Annotated in this window: 19 protein-coding genes and 1 pseudogene; 9 read left to right on the top strand and 11 right to left on the bottom strand. The window is 63.9% G+C overall.

What is annotated here, in order from left to right; translation table 11 throughout:
• Positions 1-126: 126 nt before the first annotated feature.
• From AC07XM_RS27905 to AC07XM_RS27880, 6 genes and pseudogenes are all read right to left on the bottom strand, one after another.
• A complete protein-coding gene (locus tag AC07XM_RS27905) occupies positions 127-897 on the bottom strand; it encodes an SDR family NAD(P)-dependent oxidoreductase (RefSeq protein WP_024717913.1) in 771 nt (256 codons plus the stop codon).
• A 119-nt stretch (positions 898-1016) separates the two neighbouring features.
• Positions 1017-3406: pseudogene (locus AC07XM_RS27900) on the bottom strand (TonB-dependent receptor plug domain-containing protein).
• Between the two features lie 150 nt (positions 3407-3556).
• Entirely contained in the window at positions 3557-4054 is a 498-nt protein-coding gene (locus tag AC07XM_RS27895; RefSeq protein ID WP_016487706.1) for a RidA family protein, read from the bottom strand.
• 16 nt (positions 4055-4070) lie between these two features.
• On the bottom strand, positions 4071-5651 hold the full coding sequence (locus tag AC07XM_RS27890; RefSeq protein ID WP_016487705.1) for a flavin monoamine oxidase family protein: 1581 nt from the start codon (positions 5649-5651) through the stop codon (positions 4071-4073).
• 46 nt (positions 5652-5697) lie between these two features.
• Positions 5698-7857: a TonB-dependent receptor gene (locus AC07XM_RS27885; RefSeq protein ID WP_102690040.1), complete on the bottom strand. Its 2160-nt coding sequence runs from the start codon at positions 7855-7857 to the stop codon at positions 5698-5700.
• A 260-nt stretch (positions 7858-8117) separates the two neighbouring features.
• On the bottom strand, positions 8118-8588 hold the full coding sequence (locus AC07XM_RS27880; protein WP_023049344.1) for a MarR family winged helix-turn-helix transcriptional regulator: 471 nt from the start codon (positions 8586-8588) through the stop codon (positions 8118-8120).
• Positions 8589-8787: 199 nt separating this feature from the next.
• Here AC07XM_RS27880 and AC07XM_RS27875 point away from each other — a divergent pair, with 199 nt between their 5' ends.
• From AC07XM_RS27875 to AC07XM_RS27855, 5 genes are all read left to right on the top strand, one after another.
• Positions 8788-9618, top strand: coding sequence for a p-hydroxycinnamoyl CoA hydratase/lyase (locus tag AC07XM_RS27875; RefSeq protein WP_016487703.1), 831 nt, complete (start codon positions 8788-8790; stop codon positions 9616-9618).
• A gap of 72 nt (positions 9619-9690) precedes the next feature.
• The gene (locus AC07XM_RS27870) at positions 9691-11139 is read left to right on the top strand and encodes an aldehyde dehydrogenase (protein ID WP_060517254.1); all 1449 of its coding nucleotides are present in this window, start codon (positions 9691-9693) and stop codon (positions 11137-11139) included.
• Between the two features lie 74 nt (positions 11140-11213).
• Entirely contained in the window at positions 11214-13097 is a 1884-nt protein-coding gene (locus AC07XM_RS27865) for a feruloyl-CoA synthase (RefSeq protein WP_102690039.1), read from the top strand.
• Positions 13094-14335, top strand: coding sequence for a thiolase family protein (locus AC07XM_RS27860; RefSeq protein WP_102690038.1), 1242 nt, complete (start codon positions 13094-13096; stop codon positions 14333-14335). Before AC07XM_RS27865 ends, AC07XM_RS27860 begins: the two co-directional genes overlap by 4 nt.
• 14 nt (positions 14336-14349) lie before the next feature.
• Positions 14350-16080, top strand: a complete 1731-nt coding sequence (locus AC07XM_RS27855) for an acyl-CoA dehydrogenase (protein ID WP_016487699.1) — start codon at positions 14350-14352, stop codon at positions 16078-16080.
• On the opposite strand, the gene AC07XM_RS27850 is transcribed toward AC07XM_RS27855, so the two are convergent.
• Both AC07XM_RS27850 and AC07XM_RS27845 read right to left on the bottom strand, forming a co-directional pair.
• Positions 16061-17086: a formylglycine-generating enzyme family protein gene (locus AC07XM_RS27850; protein WP_095115522.1), complete on the bottom strand. Its 1026-nt coding sequence runs from the start codon at positions 17084-17086 to the stop codon at positions 16061-16063. The two genes, AC07XM_RS27855 and AC07XM_RS27850, sit on opposite strands and share 20 nt — an antisense overlap.
• Entirely contained in the window at positions 17083-18765 is a 1683-nt protein-coding gene (locus AC07XM_RS27845) for an arylsulfatase (RefSeq protein ID WP_095115520.1), read from the bottom strand. Before AC07XM_RS27845 ends, AC07XM_RS27850 begins: the two co-directional genes overlap by 4 nt.
• A gap of 250 nt (positions 18766-19015) precedes the next feature.
• On the opposite strand from AC07XM_RS27845, the gene AC07XM_RS27840 reads away from it, so the two are divergent.
• Together AC07XM_RS27840 and mhpT are read left to right on the top strand one after the other, a co-directional pair.
• Positions 19016-20407, top strand: a complete 1392-nt coding sequence (locus AC07XM_RS27840) for an alginate export family protein (protein WP_016487696.1) — start codon at positions 19016-19018, stop codon at positions 20405-20407.
• Between the two features lie 33 nt (positions 20408-20440).
• Positions 20441-21673: a 3-(3-hydroxy-phenyl)propionate transporter MhpT gene (gene mhpT, locus AC07XM_RS27835; protein WP_102690037.1), complete on the top strand. Its 1233-nt coding sequence runs from the start codon at positions 20441-20443 to the stop codon at positions 21671-21673.
• Here mhpT and AC07XM_RS27830 read toward each other — a convergent pair.
• Entirely contained in the window at positions 21670-22680 is a 1011-nt protein-coding gene (locus AC07XM_RS27830) for a 5'-nucleotidase (protein WP_102690036.1), read from the bottom strand. The two genes, mhpT and AC07XM_RS27830, sit on opposite strands and share 4 nt — an antisense overlap.
• Positions 22681-22858: 178 nt before the next feature.
• Here AC07XM_RS27830 and AC07XM_RS27825 point away from each other — a divergent pair, with 178 nt between their 5' ends.
• Positions 22859-23368 (top strand): hypothetical protein, encoded by a 510-nt coding sequence (locus tag AC07XM_RS27825; RefSeq protein ID WP_102690035.1) that lies wholly within the window; start codon positions 22859-22861, stop codon positions 23366-23368.
• A gap of 100 nt (positions 23369-23468) precedes the next feature.
• Here AC07XM_RS27825 and AC07XM_RS27820 read toward each other — a convergent pair whose 3' ends face one another.
• Both AC07XM_RS27820 and AC07XM_RS27815 read right to left on the bottom strand, forming a co-directional pair.
• Positions 23469-24446 (bottom strand): D-2-hydroxyacid dehydrogenase family protein, encoded by a 978-nt coding sequence (locus AC07XM_RS27820; protein ID WP_016487692.1) that lies wholly within the window; start codon positions 24444-24446, stop codon positions 23469-23471.
• A 153-nt stretch (positions 24447-24599) separates the two neighbouring features.
• Positions 24600-25511, bottom strand: a complete 912-nt coding sequence (locus AC07XM_RS27815; protein ID WP_102690034.1) for a LysR family transcriptional regulator — start codon at positions 25509-25511, stop codon at positions 24600-24602.
• A 94-nt stretch (positions 25512-25605) separates the two neighbouring features.
• Between AC07XM_RS27815 and AC07XM_RS27810 the strand changes: the two genes are divergently transcribed.
• Positions 25606-26781 (top strand): MFS transporter, encoded by a 1176-nt coding sequence (locus AC07XM_RS27810; RefSeq protein WP_102690033.1) that lies wholly within the window; start codon positions 25606-25608, stop codon positions 26779-26781.
• Positions 26782-26841: the final 60 nt, after the last annotated feature.

Genomic DNA, 26841 nt, shown 5'->3' with positions numbered 1-26841 from the left:
GTGGTGGTCATGGTGGCGGTGGGGGTGGCTTCGGCGGTCATCAGGGTGGTGGCCCTCGCTGAGCTGATCTCGCGATGGAACGCATTGCCTCGGCCGGGCTGCAACCGCTACCCGGCGCGAGCGCACTCACCACGCTATCCGCTCGCCATCCCACCCCCAAAAACTGCCACTCTCCGATGGCCCAAGCCGCCCCACCTGCTCCATCACGCACTGTGCCGCAAACGCCGGTTCAAACAGCTTCCCCTCCGGCACATTCCCTTGAAACGGCCGCGACAGCCCGGTATCGGTAGTGCCCGGATGCAGCGCCAGCACCGTGGCGTTCGGGTTCAGGCGTTTCAGTTCGATGCTTGCCGTGTGCAGCAGCTGGTTCAGCGCCGCTTTGCTCGCGCGATAGCTGTACCAGCCGCCCAGTCGGTTGTCACCGATCGAGCCTACCCTGGCCGACAGCGCCGCAAAGGTGGCGGGCTGGTTGCGCAGCAGCGGCAACAGATGCTTGAGCAGCAGGATCGGTGCGAATGCGTTGGTGGCGAAGCTGGCCTGCAGGCTGGAGAGGTCCAGTTGGGCCAGCGATTTCTCGGCTTTGCTGCCCTCCTGGTGGAGGATACCGAGTGTGCTGATAACCAGGTGAAGGTGTGGGCAGGCATGGCCCACCTCGGATGCAAGCGCAGCCAGCGCCAGCTCGTCGCGAGCATCGCAATTGAGCAGTACCAAGCGTTCGCCATGTGCCTGGGCAAGTGCAAGCAGTCCCTCAGCGGTGCGGGCGTGCCGCGACACAGCGCAGACGCGGCTTACATCATCGCGGGCCAGCATCGCCTTACACAATGCCAGGCCGATACCTCGGCTTGCACCGCATATCAGCACGCGAGCATTGTCAGATAATCCGGGGATCAGGCTCATAGGGTGCGCCTCGTCTTTCGAATGAATCTAGCCCACCGGCATGGTTTTTGGTTTTAAATATGCGTGCTAGCTTGGATTTTTGGGGCCGCTTTGCGGCCCCAGTATGCGAGCGATGCACATCAGAAGTTGTAGGTCAGCCGCGTGAAGTAGTAACCCCCGGTAAAGCCATAAGGCGAATAGGCCCCATACCCCTTGGTCATGGTCTTGCTGCTGGGGTTCTGCCGCTCGGGGTAAACATCAAACAGGTTCTGCGCTCCCACCGCCAGGTTGAGGTCTTTGCTCAGCTGGTACCCCACGTCGATATCGGTGATCCAGCGCGCCTTGTATTCACGGTCGAGGCTGCGGTCAGTCGCCGAGTTCACTTCACGCCATGAACCATAGCGGGTCAGGGTCAGGTTGCTGGTCCAGCGGTCGCGCTGCCAGTTGGCGCCCAGAATCAACTTGGTGTGCGGCTGCACCTCGGTCAGGAAGTTGCGCGCCTGGCGGTCCATCAGGCTGTAGTCCGTGCCCTGGATATTGACGTTCTCCTTGTAGCTCAGGATCTGCGTCTGGTTCCAGTTGAAGGCGGCGGTCCATTTCAGTTGCCCCCAGTTGCCCAGGTTCTGGTCGAAATTGCCCACCAGGTCCAGGCCCTTGGTGCGGGTATTGGCGCCGTTGGTGAAATAGCGCCCGCCAGAGGTGGAATCGATACCGTTGTCCAGCAGCGTCTGGGTCACTTCGTCGCCCAGCAGGGTACCGGTGAGGGTGATGCGGTCGCGCACGTTGATCACGTAAGCATCTGCGGTGAACGACAGCTGCGGTGCAGGCTGGTAGGTCAGGCCCAGGCTGTAGTTGGTCGAGCGCTCGGGCTTGAGTGCGGTGGCGCCCAATGCCTTGGCTGCCGCCGAGTCCACAGGCAGTACGCCGTAGTTGATCGATTGGTACACGCCATTGACCACACCGTAGGTGGTCGAGCGGGCGCTGAACAGGCTGTTGGCCAGCGACGGTGCGCGAAAGCCGTTGCTGACCGTGGCGCGCACGGCCAGCGCGGGGGTGAAGTCATAGCGGTGGTCAGTTTGCCGCTGCGGGTGGCGCCCACCCCGCGGTTGTAGTGTTCGTAGCGCAGCGCGCTGCCCAGGTACCACTGCGGCAGCGGGTTGAAGCCGACGTCGATGTAGCTGGCCACGCTGTTGCGGCTGGTGCTGGTGGCTTCTTCCGGTGAGATACCGTTGGTGACCTGTGCACCGGAGGCTGCGCAGTCCCCGGGCGCACGGCAGTAGCCGCCGTTGGCCCACGAGGCCCAGTCGCCATCGCGCACCTGGTAGGTGTCACGGCGGTGCTCCAGGCCCCAGGACAGGTCAAGCGGCTTGCCCAGGCCAATGTCGAAGCTGCGCTGCAGGTCCAGGTTGCTGGTCAGCTGTGTGGCGACCCAGGTGCCCGATTCGAAATGGTTGGGCGTGGCCTCGCCCAGCGAGGCGTTCTGGTTGTGCGTGGTGCCTTGCAGCGCCTCGTTGCGCCCGTAGGTGCTGGACAGGCCCCAGGCCCATTCCCCGACATTGCCCTTGGCGCCGAAGGCGCCCTGCACATCCTCTTCCTCGATGTACCAGGTGGGTGTGTAACCGCTGGGGTAACCGTTAGGCCCGGTGGTGATGGTGTTGGTGATGGTCGGCAGGCGGAAGTTCTGCCCCTGCTCGGCCTTGCGGTGTGAATAGGTGGTGAACGAATACAGGGCCAGGTCGTCGCTTAGCGGCAGCTCGGCGTTGTAGCCCAAGGTCAGCAGGTTGATCTTCGGTGTGCCGTAGCCGCCGTAGGTTGACTTGCCAGCCTTGTCGAAGGCTTCGGCATAGCTGTAGCCGTTAGCACTGGCCTTGTTGTCGTCGTTCTGGCTGCGCGCATCCAGGGCCAGCTGCACGATGCCGCTGTCGCCGATCTCGAAGCCCTTGTTCAAGCCTTGCTGCACGGTCTGCTTTTTGCCGTCGTAACCCTGGCCTGCGTTGGTCACCGAGGTGCCGGAAGCGTCGGCCTTGAGGATCACGTTGATCACCCCGGCGATGGCGTCGGAGCCGTACTGGGCGGCTGCGCCATCGCGCAGCACCTCGACGTGGTCGATGAGGCTGATGGGGATCAGGTCAAGGTCGGTGGGCGCTGCGCCCGCATGGATGCCGCTGATGTTCAGGGTGGCGCTGGTATGGCGGCGTTTGCCGTTCACCAGCACCAGCACCTGGGCCGCATTTAACCCGCGCAAGCTGGGCGCACGGGCCATGCCGCTGGCGTCCCAGCCGGTTTTCTCCGGCAGGGTGAAAGACGGCACGCTGGCACTGAGGGCTTCCATCAGGCCGGGTTTGCCGGTTTGCTGCAGCTGCTTGGCGCTGATCACATCGATCGGCACCGGGCTTGTGGTGACCGTGCGTTTTTCCGAGCCGCGGTTACCTGTGACGATCACGGTGCCCAGCTGTGCCGGGTCGTTGGCCTGGGCAGTGGTTTCGGCAAATGCAGCAGGCGTGGCCAGGCCGGTGGTGCCAAGGGCCATGGTCAGCAGTGCGGGTTGCAGGCGCGGGCTGGGCAGTTTCAGGGCGTGAAGCATGTTCGCTCTCCATGAGCGCTGTTGAACAGCGGGTGCACAGGGGCCGCCCGCCGGGTGGTCCCGGCAGGCAAGCAATAGGGGTGGGTTAGCGGCGTTTCAGGGCGCTTTTGCAGCGACCGCTTCGATTTCGACCAGGGCGCCCGGCAGGGGCAGGGCCACCACTTGCAAGGCGGTGCGGGTTGGCTTTCTCGGTTGCTCGGCAGTGGCGAAAAACTCGGTGTAGGCGGCTTGCAGCCCGGCAAAATCCAGCTTGCCCTCAGTGGCCGGGTCGCCTACCAGAAACACCCTCAGCTGTACTACGTCACCCAGGCCCAGACCCTGGCTTTGCAGCGCAGCCTGGATCTTGTTCAGCACTGAGCGGGTCTGGGTTTCGGTGTTGCCATAGGCGGCAATGGTCTGTGGTGGCGCCTTGGGGTCGGCAACGTCGGGCAAGGTGCCGCTGACGAAGGTCAGCGAGGTGCCGGCGGGTACGGTGACCAGTTGCGAAATGGGGAACTTCGAGCCTGGCGGGTCGACACGCTTGATGGTGTCGGCCTGGGCGGTCAGTGCGGACAGTGACATGAAGGCTCCAAGCAGCAGGGCAGTTGTGTTCATCAAAGGGCTTCCTTGTTCAGGCGGCGACGCCGCGTTGCTGTTGCAGGGCGTGCCGGGCGATCTGCCCGACCACATGGCGGGCCGAGTCCGCAGCACTGTTCTGCCAGATACCCACCCCGCCATGGGCCAGTGCATCGCTGGCCAGCCAGGTGCGGCCTTGGGGCTGGTTGAGGTGCGAATAACCGGGCTCGGCAAGCACGTCATGGACAATCCACGGGCTTTCGCTGAACGGTACCTTGGACCAGTTGACCGCCACCCCACGCTGCAACTTGCCGGCGTGGCCCGGGTGCAGCGACTCCACGGCCTGGCGCGACGCTGCCAGTTGCTGCTCTGTCGAGCGCGTGGCAAATGTGCGCGCCACTTCGCCGGTGTTGTAGGTGCCCACCAGGATGCCCTGGGCACTGTTCAGGTGATCGCTGGGGTACCACAGCAGCCGCGCTTCGTGGTTGATATAGGAGAGCCCGCCATAGATCTGGAACTCGCTTTCCCAAAACCGGGGTGCCTGCCAGGCCACCTTGTTGGCCAGGTCCGGCTTGGCCTGGGCGATGGCCGCCTGGGTGGTTTTGCCAAAGTTGTGGTCAACCCGGGCCAGCAGTGGCAGGGGGATGGTGACGATGGCGTAGTCGGCGGTTTCCACTTGGGACTTGCCGCTGCGCCGGTCACGCCAGGTAACCTGGCTACCGTTGTCTCCGGTGCGGATCGCCTGCACTTCGGCATGCAGTTGCACCTTGTCCTGCACCTTGGCGTACAGGGCCTTGGCAATCTGGTCCATGCCGCCGACCGGCTGGAACATGGTGGCGGAAAACTCCGGGATCTCGTCGAACACCAGCGGCAGCATCAGGTTAGGGTTGAGCAGCTGCTTGAGTGCCACTGGCTGGCGCTGGATCGGTGTCTGGTCGCCCGCCCCGGCGAAGCGGGTGTAGCCGGCACGAACCGAGCCCTTGTAATGACGCTGCTCGTCGAGGTCACCGTACACCTTGAGAAAGTCCAGCAAGGCCTTCTGATCGCCCGTGTCCAGCTCCTTGTCCAGCGCTTTGCCGCTGATGCTGCGCGACAGCAGTTCGCTGAGGTGTCCACGGGTGTCATTCACCGCCTGGCGCAGCAGTAACGGTGGCTGCGCAAGGTCCGGTTGGGCGAGGGCGTTGCGGCTGCTGTTGACCAGCACTTCCAGCGGCACGCCCAGCTCGCGGCAGTAGCCGAGGATGGTCAGGTGATGGCTGGGCAGGCGTGCGGGCCCTGCATTGAAATAGTGGCCGTTGTCGAACCGCACCTGCTGGCGGCTGCCGTCATTGTGCAGGACCTCGTCACCGTTGCGCAGCGTCCAGGCGCGGCCGCCGATTCGCTCGCGGGCTTCCAGCACGCGCACGTCAAAACCGGCTTTGCCAAGTTCATAGGCTGCCACCAGGCCGCTGATGCCAGCCCCCACCACCAGCACGCGCTTGCCGTTGCCGGACGTGGTCGGCAGGCCCAGCGGCTGGAAGGTGCTGGCCGTGGCTGCTGCGGGCAACAGGCCCAGCGCGGACAGGCTGCCAAGCGCGGCGCCGTAGCTGCCAGCGGCCATCAGGTGGGCAATAAGGTCTCTACGGGTCAAGCCCATGGTGTGTTCTCCTTGCAAGTGGAAAGTGAGTCCGTTCAGCGCGGCGCTACAGCTCGTAGCGCACACTCAGCAGCACGCTGCGTGGATCGTTGACCGAGTAGTAGGCGGTGCGGCTGGCGGCCGAGTAGGCGATGCTTTGCGGGTAGGCGCGGTCGAGCAGGTTCTTGACCGACAGGGTGGTGGTCCAGTGGCCGTCCGCGCTGGCATAGCTGGTGCTGGCATTCCAGAAGCCCTGGGCAGGTACTTCGTAGATGTCGGCGTTCAGCGGGTTGGCGTAGGAGCGGGTCTGGTACTGGTAGTCGGTGTTGGCCACCAGCTCACCCGGCAGGTTGACGGGCAGCGTCCAGTTCAGGCCAAGGCTGGCGTTCCATTGCGGTGCAAAGATCATTTCCTTGCCGTCGGCACTCACGCCTGGGCCACTGGCGTTCTGGAAGTCGTCGTACTGGCTTTTCAGGTAGCCCAGGTTGGCGGTCAGGCGCAGGTCGCGCGCCAGCAGCACGGTGTTTTCCAGTTCCACGCCGTAGGTGTGGGCACTGCCTACGTTGGTGCGCAGGTTGGCGCTGATGGCTGGGTCCCAGGCATTGGTCTGCAGGTCGTCGTAGTCGTTATAGAAGAAGGCGATGTTGCTGCGCAGGCGGCCATCGGCAAAGTCGCCCTTGAAGCCCACCTCATAGGTGGTGACGTTTTCCGGCTCAAAGCCCTGCTCGGCAGCGGCGCGGGTTGGCGCGCGGTTGTCGAAGCCGCCGGCCTTGAAGCCCCGGGCCACATAGCCGTACTGCACCAGGTTGTCGCTCCAGGCGTACTCCAGGCCGATCTTGGGGCTGAGTGATGCCCAGGAGTCGCTGGTTTCGGCAGCGAAGTTGGTGCCAGTAATTGCTCTGTCGGTGGTGATGGCGTAGTTGGTGTAATCGAAGTGCTTGTGCTCGTGGGTAAAGCGCAGGCCGGTGGTCAGCGACAGGCGTGGGGTGAGCTTGTAATTGCTCTGCCCGTACAACGCGTAGCTTTCGGTATCGGTGGTGCTGTATTGGCCGCTGGCGTTGACCCGGTTCTGCGCCACCGAAAAGGTCAGGCTGTCGCGCTCGGCGCGGAAGCGCTCCTTGTACAGGTACACGCCGAGGGTGTAGCTGAACCTGTCGTATTCGCCGTTGAGCTGGAATTCCTGGGTGGCGTAGCGCTGCTTGTAGGTGATCAGGTTGTTCTGGATCGGTGACGCGGTGCCGCTGTTGGCCTGGCCGGAGTTGTCGTAGTCCACCGGCTGGTCGAATTCCGACCAGGCCGTGACCGACTTGAAATTCAGGTGGTCATCGATGCTGTAGATCGCGCGCAGCACCGCGCTGCCCTGATCCAGCTGGTTCTTGGGGTCGAGGCTACTGTAGGTCTTGAATTTGTCGAAATGGCCGTTGGCCGGGTTGAAGGGCGTATAGCTGGTGGTATCGCCACGGTCGAAGGTGCCGGCCAGGGTCAGTTGCACGTCCCAGGGCGAATCCTGCGGGGCCAGGCGCAGCTTGCCGCGGTAGGACTGGATGTCGATGTTGTTGACATCCTTGTCACGGGTGCGGTTGTAGACGGTGCCGTCGCGGGTCAGGCGGATCGCTGAAAAGCTGCCGAACAGGGTGTTGTCCACCAATGGCCCGCTGACCAGCAGGCGCCCGTTCTGTGCATTGAAGTTGCCGGCACCCAGCTCGACGAAGGCGCGGGCCTGCTGGGTCGGGTCGCGGGTGATTACCCGTATCGCGCCGGCTGCACTGTTGCGCCCGTACAGGGTGCCTTGTGGGCCGCGCAGCACCTCAACGCGCTCCACGTCGTTGAAGTCCAGCATCGAAGAAATCGCCCGCGGGATGTATAGGTCGTCGGCGTAGACCGCAACAGCCGCTTCCTGGATTGGGTCGGTCTCGCCAATGCCGCGTATGCCGTAGGTTTGTGCGCTGTAGGAAATGGATTGGCGGTTAAGCGTCAGGTTGGGCACCCAGCCAGACAGGTCGCGGATGTTGTTGATCTGCGCGTCCTGCAGGGTGCGCTCGTCGAAGGCGCTGATCGCCAGCGGGGTTTTCTGCAGGTTTTCTTCCCGGTGCTCCGCCGTGACGGTGACGGTTGGCAGCTTGTCGCCAGGCTTTTCGACAGGCTCGGCGAAGGCTGTGGGCGTGAACAGGGCGAACGCAACGGCGGCGGACAGGTGATGGCGAACAGGGTAGGGCAAGGGCTTCATGCTGCAGCTTCCAGATAACCAGCATCGAATGGGATTTCGGATACCTGGATACCGGAGCCGGGTGAGGTGACCTGAGGCTGAAGGAGGTATTAGGTTCCTTTGCCTCCGCCAGTCAGGGGTCGGTCTGGTGAGAACATATCTCTATGAAAAACGCTTTTGAAATACTTTTTCAACCTAAGCTAATATTCTCAAAAATGATTAAATCAAATTTGTAAAATCGAAAAAATGCATTTTTTGTGATGCCCAGGCGGGTGTTCTCCTTACGCCTGGTAGATCTTCGTCAGCAACCGCAACAACTGCCCGCGTTCCTCATCATCCAGCGCCGAGGTCGCCTCGCGGTCACTGTCATGGGCAATTTGCTTCAGTTCCTTCAACAGCGCTTCACCCGCTTTGCTCAGAAAAATCCCATAAGAGCGCTTGTCGGGCTTGCACCGCACGCGCACGGCCAGGGCTCGTTCCTCCAGCTTGTTCAGCAGGGGCACCACCTGCGGTGGCTCGATCGCCAGCGACCGCGCCAGGTCCGCCTGCATCAACCCAGGGTTCTGCTCGATCACCGCCAGCGCCGAGAACTGCGCCGGGCGCAGGTCGTGTGCCGAGAGCCGGCCAATAAGGTTCTGAAACAGCTTCAATTGGGCGCGGCGCAGGGCGTAACCGATCAAGTCTTCAAGCACTCCATCCGCAGCTGCAGCGGGCATGGAAGCGGTTTCGGTAGTGCGGGCAGACCTTGCCATGGGGGTACAGGCTCCTGGCTCATGGATAAGAAAGTTACCCAGTCTGCCTGCCTTGGCGTAATCCGGCTAGAGGAGTGTCTGGGAAATCACCGTCCAACAGGCAGTGCAGGAAAGATAATTTTCATAATAGTTAATTGACATAACTAATTAGCTCGCTTAGCTTGGTGTTCACCACCTCGAACAACAAGAGTGCAGAACCATGAGCAAATACGAAGGCCGCTGGGCTACCGTGAAGGTCGAACTGGAGTCGGGCATTGCCTGGGTCACCCTCAACCGCCCGGAAAAGCGCAATGCCATGAGCCCCACGCTGAACCGGGAAATGGTCGACGTGCTGGAAACCCTGGAGCAGGACAGCGACGCCGGGGTGCTGGTGCTGACTGGGGCAGGTGAGTCGTGGACCGCAGGCATGGACCTGAAGGAATACTTCCGTGAAGTGGACGCCGGCCCGGAAATCCTCCAGGAAAAAATCCGCCGCGAAGCCTCGCAATGGCAATGGAAGCTGTTGCGCATGTACGCCAAGCCGACTATCGCCATGGTCAACGGCTGGTGCTTTGGCGGCGGCTTCAGCCCGCTGGTGGCCTGCGACCTGGCCATCTGTGCCGACGAGGCCACCTTTGGCCTGTCGGAAATCAACTGGGGCATCCCGCCGGGCAACCTGGTCAGCAAAGCCATGGCCGATACCGTTGGCCACCGTCAGTCGCTGTACTACATCATGACCGGCAAGACGTTCGGCGGGCCTAAAGCCGCCGAGATGGGGCTGGTTAACGAAAGCGTGCCGCTGGCGCAATTGCGCGACGTCACCCGCGAACTGGCGCTCAACCTGCTGGAAAAGAACCCGGTGGTGCTGCGTGCGGCCAAGCACGGCTTCAAGCGCTGCCGCGAACTGACCTGGGAGCAGAACGAAGACTACCTGTACGCCAAGCTCGACCAGTCCCGCCTGCTGGACACCGAAGGCGGGCGCGAGCAGGGCATGAAGCAGTTCCTGGACGACAAGAGCATCAAGCCAGGCCTGCAGGCCTACAAGCGCTGAGTTCAAGCGGGCTGGGCCATTACCGGTCACAGCCTGCAGATATTCCCGACAAGTACAAAAAGAGGAATAAGCATGTTGCAGGTGCCTTTGCTGATCGGCGGGCGGGCGTGCCCCGCCAGTGACGGACGTACTTTCGAACGCTGCAATCCGGTCACCGGCGAAGGGGTGTCGCAAGCCGCCGCCGCCACGCTGGCCGATGCTGATGCGGCGGTAGCCGCTGCCAGTGCTGCGTTCCCGGCCTGGGCCGCCTTGGCGCCCGGCGAGCGCCGCAGCCGGTTGTTGGCCGGTGCAGACTTGCTGCAGGCGCGGGCAAACGAGTTCATCGCGCTGGCGGGTGAAACCGGGGCCATGGCCAACTGGTATGGCTTCAACGTGAAACTGGCCGCCAACATGCTGCGCGAAGCTGCAGGCATGACCACGCAGATAACCGGCGAAGTCATCCCATCGGATGTACCCGGCAGTTTCGCCATGGCCTTGCGCGCACCCTGTGGCGTGGTGCTGGGCATCGCGCCCTGGAACGCGCCGGTCATCCTTGCCACCCGGGCCATCGCCATGCCGCTGGCGTGCGGCAACACGGTGGTGCTCAAGGCATCGGAGCTGAGCCCGGCAGTGCATCGGCTGATCGGCCAGGTGTTGCACGATGCAGGCCTGGGTGACGGCGTTGTCAACGTGATCAGCAATGCCCCGCAAGACGCCCCGGCCATCGTCGAACGGCTGATCGCCAACCCGGCCGTGCGCCGCGTGAATTTTACCGGTTCTACCCACGTTGGGCGCATTGTCGGTGAGCTGGCCGCTCGGCACCTCAAGCCAGCCTTGCTGGAGCTGGGCGGCAAAGCCCCGTTGCTGGTACTGGACGACGCCGACCTGGACGCCACAGTCGAAGCCGCGGCGTTTGGTGCCTACTTCAACCAAGGGCAGATCTGCATGTCCACGGAGCGGCTGGTGGTGGACAGTCGCATCGCCGATGCCTTCGTCGAGAAGCTGGCGGCGAAGGTGACCGGGCTGCGCGCCGGCGACCCGCAGGCCAGTACGTCAGTGCTCGGCTCATTGGTCAGCGGTGCGGCTGGTGAGCGCATCAAGGCCTTGATCGACGATGCCGTGGCCAAGGGCGCACGCTTGGTATGCGGCGGCCAGCTGCAGGGCAGCATCCTGCAGCCGACCCTGCTCGATCACGTCGACAACAGCATGCGCCTGTACCGCGAGGAGTCCTTCGGGCCGGTGGCGGTGGTGTTGCGCGGTGAGGGTGACGAGGCCCTGCTGAAGCTGGCCAACGACTCCGAGTTCGGCCTGTCGTCAGCCATCTTCAGCCGCGACACCAGCCGTGCGCTGGCCTTGGCCCAGCGGGTGGAGTCGGGCATTTGCCACATCAATGGCCCGACCGTGCACGACGAGGCGCAGATGCCGTTTGGCGGGGTCAAGTCGAGTGGCTACGGCAGCTTCGGCAGCCGCACGGCCATCGACCAGTTCACCCAGCTGCGCTGGGTCACCCTGCAGCATGGCCCGCGGCATTATCCCATCTGAGCAACACGCGATTGGCCGCCACCGGCAGCGCCGGGCGGCGGCAGGATGTACAACAAGAACAAGGAGCAACCTGCGTGAATACCGAAGCCCGCTTACGGTCGTCCGACCCTGGCCAATGCACGCCCTACAGGCAGGTGTCCATCGGGCACCCTCAGGTGCAGGTCAGTGAAGCCGACGGCATCCTGCGCATGCAGCCGGTCGAGCCGCTGGCGCCGCTGCCTGCGCGCTTGCTCGACCGGCTGCTGCACTGGGCGCAGATGCGCCCCGATACAGTTTTTATTGCCGCGCGTGAGCCTGACGGCGCCTGGCGCGAGATCACCTATGCGCAAATGCTCAGCCAGGTGCGCACCATCGCCACCCACCTGCTGGGCTTTGGCCTGAGCGCCGAGCGGCCGTTGGCGCTGTTTTCCGGCAATGACATCGAGCATCTGCAGATTGCGCTGGGCGCCATGTATGCCGGCATCCCGTATTGCCCGGTGTCGCCGGCCTATGCGCTGCTGTCGCAGGACTTTGCCAAGCTGCGGCATGTGTGCCAGGTGTTGACCCCCGGCCTGGTGTTCACCACCGATACTCAGCCGTTTTTGCGCGCCTTCGATGCCGTGCTTGATGCGTCGGTACCCGTGGTCAGCATGCGCGGCGAAGCGCCGGGGCGTGTGCACTTGAGCTTCGACAGCCTGCTGCAACCGTGCGACACCGCTGCTGGCGATGCAGCGTTTGCCGCCACCGGGCCCGACACCATCGCCAAGTTCCTCTTCACGTCGGGCTCCACCAAACTGCCCAAGGCAGTGATCACCACCCAGCGCATGCTCTGCGCCAATCAGCAGATGTTGCTGCAGACCTTTCCGGTGTTTGCTGAAGAGCCGCCGGTGCTGGTGGACTGGCTACCCTGGAACCACACCTTTGGCGGCAGCCACAACCTTGGCATCGTGCTGTACAACGGTGGCAGTTTTTACCTGGACGCGGGCAAACCCACCCCGCAAGGCTTCGGCGAAACCTTGCGCAACCTGCGCGAAATCTCGCCAACAGCCTACCTGACCGTACCCAAGGGCTGGGAAGAGCTGGCCAAGGCACTGGAACAGGACGCCCAGTTGCGTGACGTGTTCTTCGCGCGCATCAAGCTGTTCTTCTTCGCCGCCGCGGGCCTGTCGCAAAGCGTATGGGACCGCCTGGACCGCATCGCCGAGCAGCACTGTGGCGAGCGCATCCGCATGATGGCTGGCCTGGGCATGACCGAGGCGGCGCCGTCCTGCACCTTCACCACCGGGCCGTTATCGATGGCCGGTTATGTGGGGCTGCCGGCGCCGGGTTGCGAAGTGAAGCTCGTACCCCAGGCCGACAAGCTGGAGGCGCGCTTCCGTGGCCCGCACATCATGCCGGGGTACTGGCGTTCGCCGCAGCAAACCGCCGAGGCCTTTGACGAGGAGGGCTTCTACTGCTCTGGCGATGCGCTGAAACTGGCCGACCTGCAGCAGCCCGAGCAGGGGCTGATGTTCGATGGCCGTATCGCCGAGGACTTCAAGTTGTCGTCCGGGGTATTCGTCAGTGTCGGCCCGCTGCGTAACCGAGCGGTACTGGAAGGCTCGCCCTATGTGCAGGACATCGTGGTAACCGCGCCGGACCGCGAGTGCCTGGGGTTGCTGGTGTTCCCGCGTTTGCCCGAGTGCCGGGCACTTGCTGGCCTGGCGGCCGATGCCAGTGATGCCGAGGTGTTGGGCTGCGAAACGGTACGCCACTGGTTTGCCGCCTGGCTGGCGCGCCTGAACCGTGATGCCCAGGGCAACGCCAGCCGCATCGAGTGGCTGGCGCTGCTCGAAGAGCCGCCGTCGATCGACGCGGGCGAAATCACCGACAAGGGTTCGATCAACCAGCGTGCGGTGCTGCAGCGGCGGGCCGTGCAGGTAGATGCGTTGTACCGCGGTGAAGGCCCGACCCAGCTGCACGCACAGGGTCGGTCATGAGCAGTGCCGGCCTGTGTACAGCGTTCGATGACGCAGCCATTGTGGGCATGGTGCGTACCCCCTGGGTAGACCTGGGCGGCGCACTGTCCGCTGTGTCGCCCATCGACCTGGGGATCAAGGCCGGGCGTGCGCTGCTGGCTCGGGCAGGTATTGCCCCGCAGGCGGTGGACAGCGTGCTCGCCGGCAGCATGGCCCAGGCCAGTTTCGATGCCTACTTCCTGCCGCGCCATGTGGGCTTGTACTGCGGCGTGCCTCAGGCCGTCCCGGCGCTGGCGGTGCAACGTATCTGCGGCACCGGCCTTGAACTGTTGCGCCAGGCTGGCGAGCAGCTGCGCAGTGGCGCGCAGCAGGTGCTGTGCGTGGGCGCCGAGTCGATGTCGCGCAACCCGGTTGCGGCCTACGAACATCGAAACGGTTTTCGGCTGGGTGCGCCGGTCGGCTTCAAGGACTTCCTCTGGGAAGCGCTGTACGACCCCGCTGCCGGGGTGGATATGATCGGTACTGCTGACAACCTGGCGCGTGAGTACGGCTTGCACCGTGAATGCGTGGATGCCTGGGCCTTGCGCAGCCACCAGCGCGCCTTGCGCGCCCAGCAGCAGGGCTGGTTCGATGAGGAGATCGTCGGTGTCACGGCTGAGGCATTCGATATTGAAGGCTGCTTGCCACGCGGGATCGAGCTGCCCCGTGGGGTAAGCGAAATCAGCCGGGACAGCCACCCACGCACGACGGATGCTGCAGCGTTGGCCCGGCTGCGTGCGGTGCACCGTGACGGCGTACAAACGGCGGGCAACAGTTGTGCAGTAGTCGATGGCGCTGCCGCAGCTGTGGTGGCGCGCTACTCAGCCTGTACCCGGCTGCCGTTGGCGCGCTTGCTGATGGCCACGGCGGTCGGTGTGTCGCCGCACACCATGGGCATCGGGCCTGCCCCAGCCATCGCGCTGCTGCTGGAACGCAGCGGCCTGCGCCTGGCGCAGATCGACCGTTTCGAAATCAACGAGGCCCAGGCTGCCCAGGTGCTGGCCGTGGCCCGGGCGCTGCAGCTCGATGTGGAAAAGCTCAACGTTCATGGTGGTGCCATCGCCCTGGGCCACCCTTTGGCCGCCACCGGCCTGCGGCTGGTGCACACCCTGGCTCGGCAACTGCGCCGGGACGGCCTGCGCTACGGGATCGCAGCCGCCTGCATCGGTGGCGGCCAAGGCATGGCGCTGCTGATCGAAAACCCCCAATTCACGGCTTGAACGCGAGGTAGCCCATGCCCTGGAAGGCGCCATTGGCGGACATGCAATTCGTGCTGCAACACTGGCTGCGGGCCGAGCTGGCCTGGCAGGCAATGCCTCCCTATGCAGATATCGATCTCGACCTGGCCACTCAGGTGCTGGAAGAGGCCGCCCGCTTCAGTGAACAGGTGCTGGCCCCGCTGAATGCACCGGGCGATCGCCAAGGCTGCCGCCTGGACGACGGTGATGTACGCACGCCGGAGGGTTTTGCGGCGGCCTATCGAGCCTATGTCGAGGGTGGTTGGCCGGCGCTGGCCTGTGCCCCGGAACTCGGCGGGCAAGGGCTGCCCCAGGTGCTGGATGCTGCCTTGCAGGAGATGCTGTTCGCCAGCAATCACGCCTGGGCCATGTACACCGGCATCGCCCATGGCGCCTACCTGTGCCTGAAAACCCATGCGTCTGACGAACTGCAGGCGCGCTATCTGCCGGGCATCGTCAGCGGCGAGACCCTGCCGACCATGTGCCTGACCGAGCCTCAGGCCGGCAGTGACCTCGGCTTGCTACGTTGTCGCGCTGAACCCATGGGCGACGGCCGCTACGCCGTCACCGGCAACAAGTTGTTCATTTCTGGCGGCGACCACGACCTGACACACGACATCGTGCATCTGGTGCTGGCGCGGCTAACGGATGCGCCAGCGGGCAGCCGTGGTTTGTCGCTGCTGCTGGTGCCGAAATGGCTGGACGATGGCCAGCGCAATGCCGTGTACTGCGATGGCCTTGAGCACAAGCTGGGCATTCGCGGCAGCGCCACCTGCGCGCTGCGTTTCGAAGGGGCCAGCGGCTGGCTGGTGGGGCAGGCGCACGGTGGCCTGGCCGCCATGTTCGTGATGATGAACTCGGCCAGGCTGCATGTCGGCCTGCAGGGGCTGGCGCATGCCCAGGCGGCTTGGCAGTACGCCAGCGCGTACGCCTGGGAGCGCCGGCAGATGAATGCACCGGGGCAGGCCAAGGGCGCTGCCGACCCCATTCACCTGCACCCTGCCATGCGCCGCATCTTGCTGGAGCTGCGTGTGCGCACCGAAGGCATGCGGGCCCTGGGCTACTGGGCAGCGCACTGGCTGGATATTGCCGATGCATCAGCTGACCTCGCACAACGGGCGAAGGCCTCGAAGCTGGCAGCGCTGTTGACGCCCATCATCAAGGCCGTGTTCACCGACCTCGGTTTCAACCTGGCCAGCAAGGCGCTGCAGGTGTTCGGCGGCTATGGCTACACCTGCGAGTTCGCCATCGAGCAAACGCTGCGCGACAGCCGCATTGCGATGATCTACGAAGGCACCAATGAAGTGCAGGCCAACGACTTGCTGCTGCGAAAGGTGCTGGGGGATGGGGGCGAAGGCTTTGCGCTGCTGCTGGTCGAGCTGCGGCAGGAAACGGGTGCGGGCGAGGAGGGCGATGCGTTGCGCAGGGTTTGCGACACGCTGGAAATGGTGCTTGCCAAGGTGCAGCTCAGCGCAGCAGACGACCCCGAGTACCCGTACCGGGCTGCGGGCGACTTTCTGCAACTTTGCGGTACAGCCTTGCAGGCCTATGCCTGGGCCCGCACGTGCCGCTGCATCCAGGCGCTGCCTGTCGACGCGCCGCAGCGCCTGGAAAAGCAGGAAAGTGCCCGTTACTTCTTCGACTACCTGTTGCCCGATTTCGACCGGCAGGTGGCGGCCATCGACGCGGCCGCAGCACCTTTGCCGTTTATTCACCAACCGTTCTGAACCCTACGTGTGAGGTCGCCATGAACACCGGCTGCGGTTGCCGCGCCGAGGGCCGGTAGCGCATGCACCGGTCTGCCGAGCACAGGTGCGAACCGCCCTTGATCACGGCCACTTTCACCCCAGGTTCGGCGGGGTCGAAGCTTTGGTCCAGGGTGGGGCCTGGCGGGTCGAGGGCGGCGTCACGCTGTGGGTCGTGGCCAGGACGATAGCCCGTTCGGGTCAGTTCCCACACATTGCCCCCGGCATCGAACAGGCCAAAGCGGTTGGCCGGAAAGCAGCCCACCGGTGAAGTACCGGTGAAGCCGTCGGCTGCCGCGTTGTGATATGGAAACTGGCCCTGCCAGGTATTGGCCATGATCCGGCCTTTGGGCAGTTCCGTTTTGCCCCAGCTGAAGTCGGCATCCTGCAAGCCTCCGCGCATGGCGTATTCCAGCTGGGCCTCGGTGGGAAGCGTGCGCCCGGCCCAGTGGGCATACGCCTGGGCATCTTCAAGCGCCACCTGCACCACCGGGTGGTTTTCCAGCCCCGCCAAGCTGCTGCCCGGGCCTTGCGGGTGACGCCAGCTCGCCCCAGGCATGAATTGCCAGCCAGGGCTGAGCACGTCCGGCCCTTGCTGGAATACCATCGCGCCAGGCACCCGCAGGTGCTCGGGCAGGGTGGGGTCGTCCTTGAAGCTGATGCCCCGCTCGGCATGGGTGAGGTAACCGGTAGCGGCTACGAAGCGTTCAAACTGGGCGTTGGTGACCGGATGCACATCGATCCAGAAATCCGCCACGCTAGCCGTATGGGGCGGGCCTTCTTCGTCGTAGAAGCGGTCCGAGCCAAAGCTGAACGTGCCGCCTGGCACGCGCACCAGGCCGTCACGCCAGGCGCCCTGGCGTGCTGCGGGCAGGCCACTGTAGCCGTTGCACAGCAGCACCGGCGCCGGGGCTTCTGGCCAGGCGCTGTAGCCCACGGCGAGCAGGCCGGCGGCGACCAGTGCGCAGCCGGCTACTCGGGCAATCATGGCTTGCTGGCCACGGTCGGGGTGGCCGGTTTGGCAGGGCTTGCGGGGTGGCCATCGGCGTCGATAGCGATATTGCTGCGCTGCGCATACGCTTTCCAGTCGCGCAGCATGCTGGCGACCTGCTCGGGGTGATCGGCAGCGATGTCGTGGTGCTCACCGGGGTCTTTGCCCAGGTCGTACAGGTGCCAGGCCGGCTTGCCATCGGTGGCGTCCCACAGCAGTTTCATCGGGCCTTTGCGCAACGAGGCGCTGCCGTTGATTTCCCAGCCCAGGGCTTCGTCCTCGGCATGAATTCGCGCGTCCTGGCCCTGCAGGTAGGCCAACGCCGAGGTGCCTTGCGGCGGCACGATATCGCGTTCCCGGTATTTGATGCCGGGCATGGGCGCACCCGCCAGTTGCAGCAGGGTGGGCATGATGTCCCTGACGCTGGCCAGTTCTTCGCTGCGCCCGGGCTTGATCGTTGCCGGGTAATAGACAAAGGCGGGCACGCGGATGCCGCCCTGGTAGGTCGTCATCTTGTAGCGACGGCTGGGCAGGGCGCTGACCTGGGCCCAGGCCGGGCCGATCATCAGGAACGAGTCAGGTTTGCCGTAGTTGTCCAGGTTGTTGTCAAAATGCTGCTTGATCCAGTTCGGGTCGACGCGGGTAGCGTTTTCCGGCCCGTTGTCGGACATGAACAGGATCAGCGTGTTATCCAGCTCGCCGGCCTTGCGCAGGTGATCTACCAGCCGACCGACTTCGGCATCCAGTGCGGCGACCATGGCTGCGTACACCTCCATGGTGCGCGCTGACTGGCGTTGCTGCTCAACGGTCAGTGATGCCCAGCTCGGCACGCCCTCCAGTTGCGCTTGGCGCGGGAAGTCCGCCGGCACCAGCCCGGCTTTGCGCTGGCGCTCCAGGCGTTCGTGGGCAATGGCCTCGTAACCCTGATCGTAGCGGCCGCGGTACTGCGCCAGGTATTTGTCTGGCGCCTGCAAGGGCCAGTGTGGCGCGGTGTAGGCGGCGAAGGCGAAGAAGGGTTTTTGGCTGGCCTTGCCTTCGTCGATGGCGGAAATCAGGCGGTCAGTGAACCAGGTGCTTGAGTAGAAGTCGTCGGGCAGTTCGATGGGTTTGCCGTTGTGCTGGAACGTTGCGCTGTAGTTCGACTGCAAGTCCATGTTGGCTTGCTTGAAGTGCGCAGCGCCCCCTTCCAGCAGCACGTAGGCCTGGTCGAAACCACGATTTTGCGGCTGCTGAGCGGGCTGCATGCCCAGGTGCCATTTGCCAGATATGTAGGTGCGGTACCCGGCATCGTGCAGCAGTTCGGCCAAGGTGGCGACGTTGGCCCCGAGCACGCCTTCGTAGCCTGCGCGCACTTCGGAACCTGGGGGCAGCCGTTTGCGTGCTTCGGCCATCATGCCCAGCCCGGCAATGTGCGGGTCGTTGCCCGACATCAGCATTGCGCGGGTGGGGGAGCAACTGGGCGCGGCATGAAAGTCCAGCATCAGGCGGCCGTCGGCCAGTAGCTGGTCCAGATGCGGGGTCTGGATTTCGCTTCCAAGCGCAGACAAGTCGGAAAAGCCGAGGTCATCGGCAACAATAAGCAGAATGTTTGGTTGCTTAACGGTTGGCGCAGCCAGGCTTTGGCTTGCGCCAAGCATCAGCAGGCCGAGGGCAGCAAGGGGTTTGAGGCAGTTCATGTAGGTGCTCTTGTTGTTTTAATGAGTGTTTAGACGCGTATGACCGCGTAGCAGACAGCGCGCAAGGCCAATAGTAGCCACCAATGGCGCCATATCGCAGCACCTGCGTGCATAAGCGTTCGATCAGCGAACGCTCAATGCCGCCTGCCTCTTGCGGGCAGTCGATTGGCTATTGACGGCAAGATGATTAACAAAAATAATCGTTAACAGAGTTATCCAATTTTATAAAAACAAGTAAAGGGAAATTCTGATGACGAGGCCGTTGAACCGGGCGTTGGTGCCCGTTGTGCTGCTTTCGCTGTGCCAGTGCGTGCAAGCGGCCAGTCCGCTTGAAGACAGCCGGCCAGGCAGGCCTGGCGCCCCGCGCTGGGTCGAGGACTACCGTTTTCTGGATGACCCCGCCAAGGCCGGCGACCCGTTCGATGGGCTGCGCTACCATCGTTTGTCCGAGTCGGCCTGGCTGCAACTGGGGGCTGAGGCGCGTTATCGCGCCGACGTACTGAACAAGCCCTTCTTCGGCTTGCGTGGCCTGAACGACGATTCCTATTTGTTGCAGCGCTTGCAAGCGCATGCTGACCTGCACCTGTTTGATGACGCCCTGCGCACCTTCGTGCAGGTCGAGAACACCCGTGCATTCGGCAAAGACCTGTACTCACCTAATGACGAAGGTCGAAATGAAATCCGCCAGGCATTCATCGACTTCAATCACGATTTTGCTGCGGGGCGCTATACGACGCGGGTCGGGCGCCAGGAGATGGCCTTCGGCGACCAGGTGTTCGTCACCTACCGTGATGTGCCCAACCTGCGCTTGAGCTTCGATGGCGTGCGTGCCAGCCTCAACCTCAAGGACGGGCGCAAGCTCGATGCCTTTGCCGTCAGGCCGTTGAAAACAGGTGAAGACAGCTGGGACGATGGCAGTAACAACGCGGTGAAGTTTTACGGTCTGTACGGCACCCTGCCGCTGACGGCCGTATGGAACATGGATTTGTTCGCGTTCGGCCTGCAAACCGATGACCGCAGCCTGGCCGGCGAGGCTGGGGACGAACAGCGCTACACCTACGGCACGCGCCTGTTTGGCCGCTATCAGGCCTTGGACTGGAGCTGGAACCTGGCCGGGCAGGGCGGCCACCTGGGCGGCGCCTCGATCCGTGCCTGGGCAGTGTCGAGCGACAGTGGTTACACCTTCGACCACCCCTGGCAGCCGCGCCTGGGCATGCGTGCCGACGCCGCCAGCGGTGATAGCGACCCAGGCGACGGCAAGGTCGGCACCTTCGACCCGCTGTTCCCGCGAAACGGCGTTTACGGTGAGGCCAGCCTGACCACCTTGAGCAACGTGATCGTGGTCGGGCCTACGTTCGGCTTCTCGCCCTGGCGCACGGTGCGCTTCGAACAAGGCGTGCTCGAAGTCTGGAAGCAGCGCGAAGAGGATGGCGTGTACATGCCTGGCATGAGCATGCTGGCCAACACCCGCGGCACCGGCCGGCATGTGGGCACCATCTACCGCGCCAACACCCGATGGCTGGCGACGCCCAACCTCACGCTGGATCTCGACATGAAGTACTACGACGTAGGTTCCGCCATCAAGGAAGCCGGTGGCGAAGACTCGTCGTTCGTTTCCTTGCGTGCCACGTTCAGGCTTTGACTTCCCGACCCATAACAACAAAAGGGGCCATACATGAGTGATTCATCCTCATCTTCAAGCAAGCCGGTGCTTACCATCGGCCTGTGTTTTCTGGTGGCGCTGCTGGAAGGGCTGGACCTTCAGGCCACCGGGGTTGCTGCACCGCACATGGCCAAGGCATTCGCGCTGACGCCCGCCATGCTTGGCTGGGTATTCAGTGCCGGGCTGCTGGGGCTGTTGCCGGGGGCGTTCATTGGCGGCTGGCTGGCCGACCGCCTGGGCCGCAAGGCAATCCTGATCGTGGCGGTGCTGCTGTTCGGCGGCTTCTCGCTGGGTACCGCCCACGCTGATACATACACCTCGTTGCTGATCGTGCGCCTGATGACCGGGTTGGGATTGGGGGCAGCCTTGCCGATCCTGATTGCCCTGGCCAGCGAGGCCGCGCCGCAGCGCCTGCGCAGCACGGCGGTGAGCGTCACCTATTGCGGCGTGCCCTTGGGAGGGGCGATCGCGTCGGTCATCGGCATGGCCGGCCTGGGCGAGGACTGGAGGGCGGTGTTCTACGTGGGCGGTATCGCCCCCATTGCGATTGCCTTTGTGCTGATGGTGTGGCTGAAGGAGTCCCAGGCGTTCCGTGCCCAGCCTGCTGCCAGCACCGGCGGCAACGGCATGCTGGCCCAGCTGTTCGGCCCGGGGCAGGTAAGCCGTACCCTGTTGCTGTGGGTGGCGTGCTTTTTCACGCTAACCGTGCTGTACATGCTGCTCAACTGGTTGCCGTCGCTACTGATCGGGCAGGGCTACAGCCGTCCTCAGGCAGGTGCGGTGCAGATACTGTTCAACCTGGGGGGCGCAGCAGGCTCGTTCCTCACCGGGCGAATGATGGACCGAGGCTTGGCGGGGCGGGCCGTTTTCATTGCGTATGCTGGCATGCTCGCTTCGTTGGCAGGCCTTGGGTTGTCGACCAGCTTCGGCCTGATGCTGCTGGCAGGATTTACCGCAGGCTATTGCGCCATCGGTGGCCAGCTGGTGCTGTATGCACTTGCGCCGACGTTGTATTCGACCCACGTGCGTGCGACCGGCGTGGGGGCTTCGGTGGCTGTAGGGCGCCTGGGGTCGATGGCCGGGCCATTGGCTGCAGGGCAGATTTTGGCGGCCGGGGCCGGTGTAGGTGGTCTGCTGCTGGCAGCGTCACCTGGCCTTGTAGTAGCGGCATTGGCGGCGCGTGCGTTGCTGGGGCAGCGTAGCCGCCCGGCCGTCAATACCCCGGTCGAGGAAGTTGCTCGCTAGACAGGCTGGATGGCACCGGCAACGCCGGTGTCGTCCTGCTCCTGCACAGGCGTGTCGAGCGGGGAGCGCGTCGTTGAACGCTCCCTGTTCGCCACCCCGAACGGCACATGCACCATCGGCAAATCACCTGCCGGCGACTGGAGGTGACTGCGCTGGTCGTCAAAGAAGACATGCGGCTTGAGAATCGACAGCACCCTGGGTTTCTCCATCCCGCCGAGAAAGAAGCACTCATCCGGCGACACCCCCCAATCCTTCAACGTCGTCACCACCCGCTCATGTGAGGGCGCATTGCGCGCTGTCACAATGGCAATCCGCAAGATCCGCTTGTACGCCGGGTCCTCGGCCAGCTTGCGGTCCTCCAGCATGCGTATCAGCGACAGCTTGCGGTACAAGTCCGCCAACGGCCCGGGCGAATGTGGAATGCCCTTGTGCACGCGCTCGTGCTCTTGAAAATCGTCCAGGTTGTCGTTGCGCTTGTACACGCTTTCCGCCTCGTCGTCGGCAATCACACCATCGAAGTCGAAGGCCACCCGCAATTCAGTGTCGATCTCGTCATCGTAGATGCGCGTCGGCAGCACCCGCCCGGCCGGGTAGTTGGCATCGATGGCTTTCTGCACGTCTTCCTCGTTGGCACTGAGAAACAGCGAGGCATTGAATGCCGGGATGTACTCGTAGGGCGAGCGACCCGACATGAACGCTGCGCGAGTGATGTCCAGCTGATAGTGGTTGATCGAACGAAACACCCGCAGGCCGGTTTCCGGGGAGTTGCGCGAAAGCAGCACCACTTCTACCGGCAGTTGATCGGGAAAGGCCTGGTTGATGCTCAGGAAGCGGCGGATGAACGGGAACGCCACGCCTTTGGGGAATGGCTCGTCCAGGTTCTGCTGCTGGTGATGGCGGTATGCCTCGACCCCCTGGGTCTTGTAGATGTCGTCCGAGACGGTGAGGTCGAACAGCGCACTCGAGGCAACGCCAATGACCAGTTTCTGTTCGATGGGGTAGGGCATTGAGCAACTCCTGAACCTGTGCTGAAGGGAAGTGTACGCCTGCGCAGCGACGAAAGCCCCCAGGCCTGCGGTGCCGCCGTTACCTGATCAACTGCTCAATTCTCTCGTTGGCCGGTGGATTCAGTGATGCCAATTTGATAGCTTTCCGCCCTTTACCGCTGTATCCGGACAGAAATTGATGAACCAGCCATACGAACCCAAGCAACAGCTAGACGACCTGCCGGCGCCGGCCGAGGGCCATGCTTTCTGCAGGCAAGAGGTGGAGCGCCTTGAAAGTGTGCAGGCCCAGCATGCACTCGAACTGGCTGAGCTGCAGGCCAGTGGCGAGGCGCAGAACCGGAAGCTGGTGGCAAGTACCCTGGCCCGCGTGCAGAAGGAAGGGGCGATTCGCAAGAGCCTTGAGCAGTACCAGGAGCAACTGGCCGCGAGCAACCTGGCACGGGACGCGTTGTCCACCACTGTGACTACGGCGTTGAAGCGGCTAGCGCTGGCCACCAGCACCCAGGCTCAGCGCGTTGACAGCGTCGAGGCGCGTCTGGCCAGCCTGGCTGAGCGCCAGCGTGAATGCGAGCTGCAATTGCAGCAGCTGGCCGGCCCTGGCTGGGCGGCGTACCTGGAGCGCAATGCTGTGCCATTGGTAGCGCTGGCGGTGGCCGTTTTTGCGCTGGGGCTGAACCTGTTCGGTTGAACGCAACTTGAAGGCACATGCCCAATGGGCGCGTGCAGTCCATACGTAATGACTGGGGCTGCTATGCGGCCCATCGCGGGCATGCCCGCGCCCACAGGGCTCAGCGCCGAGCCGCCAGCACCTCGGGGTTGGCAACGTTCTTTGGCGTTCCTTCGAAAAACGCCAGCACATTGTCGAAGGCGTCGCCAAAGTACAGCTCGTAACCGTTCTTCTCCACATACCCCAGGTGCGGTGTACTGAGTACACGAGGGTGGCGCAGCAGCGGATGGGCGGGGTCGAGCACCGGCTCCTCTTCGAAAACATCCACTGCCGCGTAACCCGGCCGCCCGGCATCCAGTGCCTGCAGCAATGCCCCTGGGGCAATCAGTTCTGCCCGGCTGACGTTTACCAGCAGGGCATCGGGCTTCATGCTGGACAAGTCGCGGAAGGTGACCCCGTGGCGCGACTGTGCCGACAGGCGCAGGTTCAGGCTGACAATGTCCGCTTCAGCAAAAAATGCCTCACGCGAGGCGGCTGCGCGGTGGCCATCAGCCTGGGCTGCGGCGCGGCTGCTGTCGCTGCCCCACACCAGCACGTGCATGTCGAATGCCTGTGCGTAACGCGCCAGGCGCTGGCCGATCTTGCCGTAACCCCAAATGCCCAGCAGCTGGCCGGCCAGCGCCTGCCCCAGGTTGACCTGCCAATGGCCTTGGCGCAAGGCATCGATGGCCGGTACCAGCTGCCGACGGGCATTCAGGATAAGCGCCCAGGCAAGTTCCGCAGGCGCCACCGGCGAGCCACGCCCCTCGGTTACGGCTATGCCCCGCGCCGTGCACGCTGCCAGGTCCAGGTGGCTGGACACCTTGCCGGTCTGGCTGATCAGCTTGAGGTCAGGCAGGTGGTCGAGCAAGGCGGCGTCGATGCGGGTACGTTCGCGGGTGAGTACCAGTGCGTCGGCGTCGGCAAAGCGTGCTGCAAGTTGCTCTGGCGTGGCGGGTTGGCATTCATGAAGCACGCTGACAGCGTGCCCGCTCAGTTTGGCGAAGCAGTCGAGCGTGCGGATCACATCCTGGTAGTCGTCGGGAATGACAATGCGCATGGTGGTCTGGCCCTGGCCGTACAGTGAAGCGTCCAAGATAACCCAACTCTAGATATCAACGTCAGGTCAGACTGTGGTCGCAGCGCACCACGACCGGCTCATGCACCCTGTCGTGACACCAGGCCGCTCCCAACGCGTAGCCCGGAAGACTTTCTACAAGCGGGTGCGCAGGCCGCCCGACAAGTGCTCTATCAGAAAATCCACGAACACCCGGACCCGCGCCGGCATGGCCGGCCCGCCAACGAACACCGCATGGATCGGCTCGCGGTCGTCAGGGTTGTACGCCTCCAGCAATGGCACCAGCCGCCCGCTGGCCAAGTCATCGACCACCGTGAAGGTACCGATGCGTGCCACGCCGGCACCGAGCCTGGCCAGTTGCGCCAAGGCTTCGCCGCTGCTGCATTCGATATTCCCCGTCACCTTCAACGAGAACGCCTGCCCGTCGCGGCGGAACGGCCAGTCGGGCGCCGCGCGGCGGAAATTGAAGCGCAGGCAGTTGTGCCGGGCCAAGTCTTCAGGCTCAAGCGGGGTACCGCAGCGTTGCAGGTATTCGGGTGAGGCGACCACCACCTGGCCGGTTTCGCCAATGGCGCGGGCGCTCAACGAGCTGTCCGGCAGGTGCCCGAAGCGTAATGCCACGTCGGCCTGGCCACCGAGAATGTCGGCCACTTCGTCACTGAGGGTAAGGTCAACCAGCACTTGCGGATAGCGGGCGCTGAAGGCCGCCAGCAGCGGCACTACGGTCAACCGGGCGTGGCCCAGTGCGGCGCTCACCCGCAAGCGCCCGCGCGGCACCCCCTGGTCGGTGATGGCTTCTTCCACTTCGAGCATGTCGGCCAGCACCCGCCGTGCACCGCGCAGGTACGCCTCACCCTCGGGAGTGAGGGTGATTGCCCGTGTGGTGCGCAGCAGCAGGCGGGTGCCCAGGCGCTGTTCGGTGCGGGCGAGGATACGGCTGACCGCAGAAGGCGTCAGGTTCAGTGCCCGCGCGGCAGCCGACAAGCTGCCTTCTTGCGCCACCCTGGCAAATATCTCCATCTCGCCGGATCTTCCACTGAAGTCCATTTGTGCCTCGTGCGCAAAGGTGGTTAGCAAAAAAGCAGTCTAGTGCGCTTTTGAAACAGATCGTAGCATTTGCGGCATAGATAAGGAGCTTGCCATGCGTATCAATCCACCTCTTGTTGCACTCGCCATCGGTGCCTTTGGCATCGGTGTCACCGAGTTCGCCCCCATGGGCATGTTGCCCAGTATCGCCACTGACCTTGGCGTTTCCATCCCTGCTGCCGGGCTGCTGGTCAGCGCCTATGCCATCGGCGTGCTGATCGGCGCACCGCTGATGACCCTGGCCACGGTGAAGATCCCGCGGCGTTATCTGCTGATCGGGCTGATGGCCATTTTCACACTGGGCAACCTGATGTCGGCCCTGGCCAGCGACTACGCCAGCCTGTTGGTGGCCCGCGTTGTCACCTCACTGAACCACGGTGCTTTCTTCGGCATCGGCTCGATTGTCGCAGCCAGCGTGGTACCACCCGAGAAGCGTGCCGGGGCGGTGGCGGCGATGTTCATGGGCTTGACCCTGGCCACCATCGGCGGCGTGCCGCTGGCGACCTGGTTCGGTGAAATGCTGGGCTGGCGCACAGCCTTCTGGGGTATCGCCGGGCTTGGCCTGGTGGCGATGACCACCCTCTGGTACGCGCTGCCCAATGTGCCGTCGCCCAAAGGCGACGGGGCCATGGCTGAAATCCGTGTGCTGGGCCGCGGCCCGGTGCTGGCAGCTTTGCTGCTGACGGTGGTGGGTTCCAGTGCGATGTTTACGGTGTTCACCTACATTGCGCCGATCCTGCAGAGTGAGGCGGCCGCATCCACCACGTTCGTGACAGCCATGCTGGTGTTGTTCGGTGTTGGCCTGACCTTGGGCAATGTGTGGGGGGGCAAGGCGGCAGACCGCTCGATCGACCGTACCCTTATCCTGTCGTTGGCGCTGTTGATTGCCGTGCTGCTGGTGTTCCCGCTGGTGCTCGACTGGCCGCTGCCGACAGCCGTGGCGATTCTGCTCTGGGGCGCGGCCAGTTTTGCCTTGGTGCCGCCGTTGCAGATGCGCGTGATGGAGGCAGCCAAGGATGCACCCAACCTGGCCTCGGCGGTGAACATCGGTGCGTTCAACCTGGGCAATGCGATTGGCGCCGCGCTGGGTGGCGCAGTGATCAACGCAGGGCTGGGCTACCCGGCGATTTCCCTGGCGGGCGCCGCGATGGCGGCACTGGGGTTGGTGATGGTGTTGCTGTTTGCCTGGCGTGGGCGGGTGGTGGCAGCGGGGGGGCAGGTTGCGGCGTAACAAACTGAGATCGCCGGGGGCGCTGTGCGCCCCTTTCGCGACACAAGGCCGCGCCTACAG

It is taken from the genome of Pseudomonas sp. GW460-LB5 (assembly GCF_059423245.1).
This window is presented reverse-complemented; position numbering and strand designations above follow the sequence as displayed.

What these genes read in the sequence shown, in the direction of transcription:
- AC07XM_RS27905 (WP_024717913.1), bottom strand. Translation starts at nt 897, where the DNA reads ATGAGCCTGATCCCCGGATTATCTGACAATGCTCGCGTGCTGATATGC.
- AC07XM_RS27895 (WP_016487706.1), bottom strand. Translation starts at nt 4,054, where the DNA reads ATGAACACAACTGCCCTGCTGCTTGGAGCCTTCATGTCACTGTCCGCA.
- AC07XM_RS27890 (WP_016487705.1), bottom strand. Translation starts at nt 5,651, where the DNA reads ATGGGCTTGACCCGTAGAGACCTTATTGCCCACCTGATGGCCGCTGGC.
- AC07XM_RS27885 (WP_102690040.1), bottom strand. Translation starts at nt 7,857, where the DNA reads ATGAAGCCCTTGCCCTACCCTGTTCGCCATCACCTGTCCGCCGCCGTT.
- AC07XM_RS27880 (WP_023049344.1), bottom strand. Translation starts at nt 8,588, where the DNA reads ATGGCAAGGTCTGCCCGCACTACCGAAACCGCTTCCATGCCCGCTGCA.
- AC07XM_RS27875 (WP_016487703.1), top strand. Translation starts at nt 8,788, where the DNA reads ATGAGCAAATACGAAGGCCGCTGGGCTACCGTGAAGGTCGAACTGGAG.
- AC07XM_RS27870 (WP_060517254.1), top strand. Translation starts at nt 9,691, where the DNA reads ATGTTGCAGGTGCCTTTGCTGATCGGCGGGCGGGCGTGCCCCGCCAGT.
- AC07XM_RS27860 (WP_102690038.1), top strand. Translation starts at nt 13,094, where the DNA reads ATGAGCAGTGCCGGCCTGTGTACAGCGTTCGATGACGCAGCCATTGTG.
- AC07XM_RS27855 (WP_016487699.1), top strand. Translation starts at nt 14,350, where the DNA reads ATGCCCTGGAAGGCGCCATTGGCGGACATGCAATTCGTGCTGCAACAC.
- AC07XM_RS27850 (WP_095115522.1), bottom strand. Translation starts at nt 17,086, where the DNA reads ATGATTGCCCGAGTAGCCGGCTGCGCACTGGTCGCCGCCGGCCTGCTC.
- AC07XM_RS27845 (WP_095115520.1), bottom strand. Translation starts at nt 18,765, where the DNA reads ATGAACTGCCTCAAACCCCTTGCTGCCCTCGGCCTGCTGATGCTTGGC.
- AC07XM_RS27840 (WP_016487696.1), top strand. Translation starts at nt 19,016, where the DNA reads ATGACGAGGCCGTTGAACCGGGCGTTGGTGCCCGTTGTGCTGCTTTCG.
- mhpT (WP_102690037.1), top strand. Translation starts at nt 20,441, where the DNA reads ATGAGTGATTCATCCTCATCTTCAAGCAAGCCGGTGCTTACCATCGGC.
- AC07XM_RS27830 (WP_102690036.1), bottom strand. Translation starts at nt 22,680, where the DNA reads ATGCCCTACCCCATCGAACAGAAACTGGTCATTGGCGTTGCCTCGAGT.
- AC07XM_RS27825 (WP_102690035.1), top strand. Translation starts at nt 22,859, where the DNA reads ATGAACCAGCCATACGAACCCAAGCAACAGCTAGACGACCTGCCGGCG.
- AC07XM_RS27820 (WP_016487692.1), bottom strand. Translation starts at nt 24,446, where the DNA reads ATGCGCATTGTCATTCCCGACGACTACCAGGATGTGATCCGCACGCTC.
- AC07XM_RS27815 (WP_102690034.1), bottom strand. Translation starts at nt 25,511, where the DNA reads ATGGACTTCAGTGGAAGATCCGGCGAGATGGAGATATTTGCCAGGGTG.
- AC07XM_RS27810 (WP_102690033.1), top strand. Translation starts at nt 25,606, where the DNA reads ATGCGTATCAATCCACCTCTTGTTGCACTCGCCATCGGTGCCTTTGGC.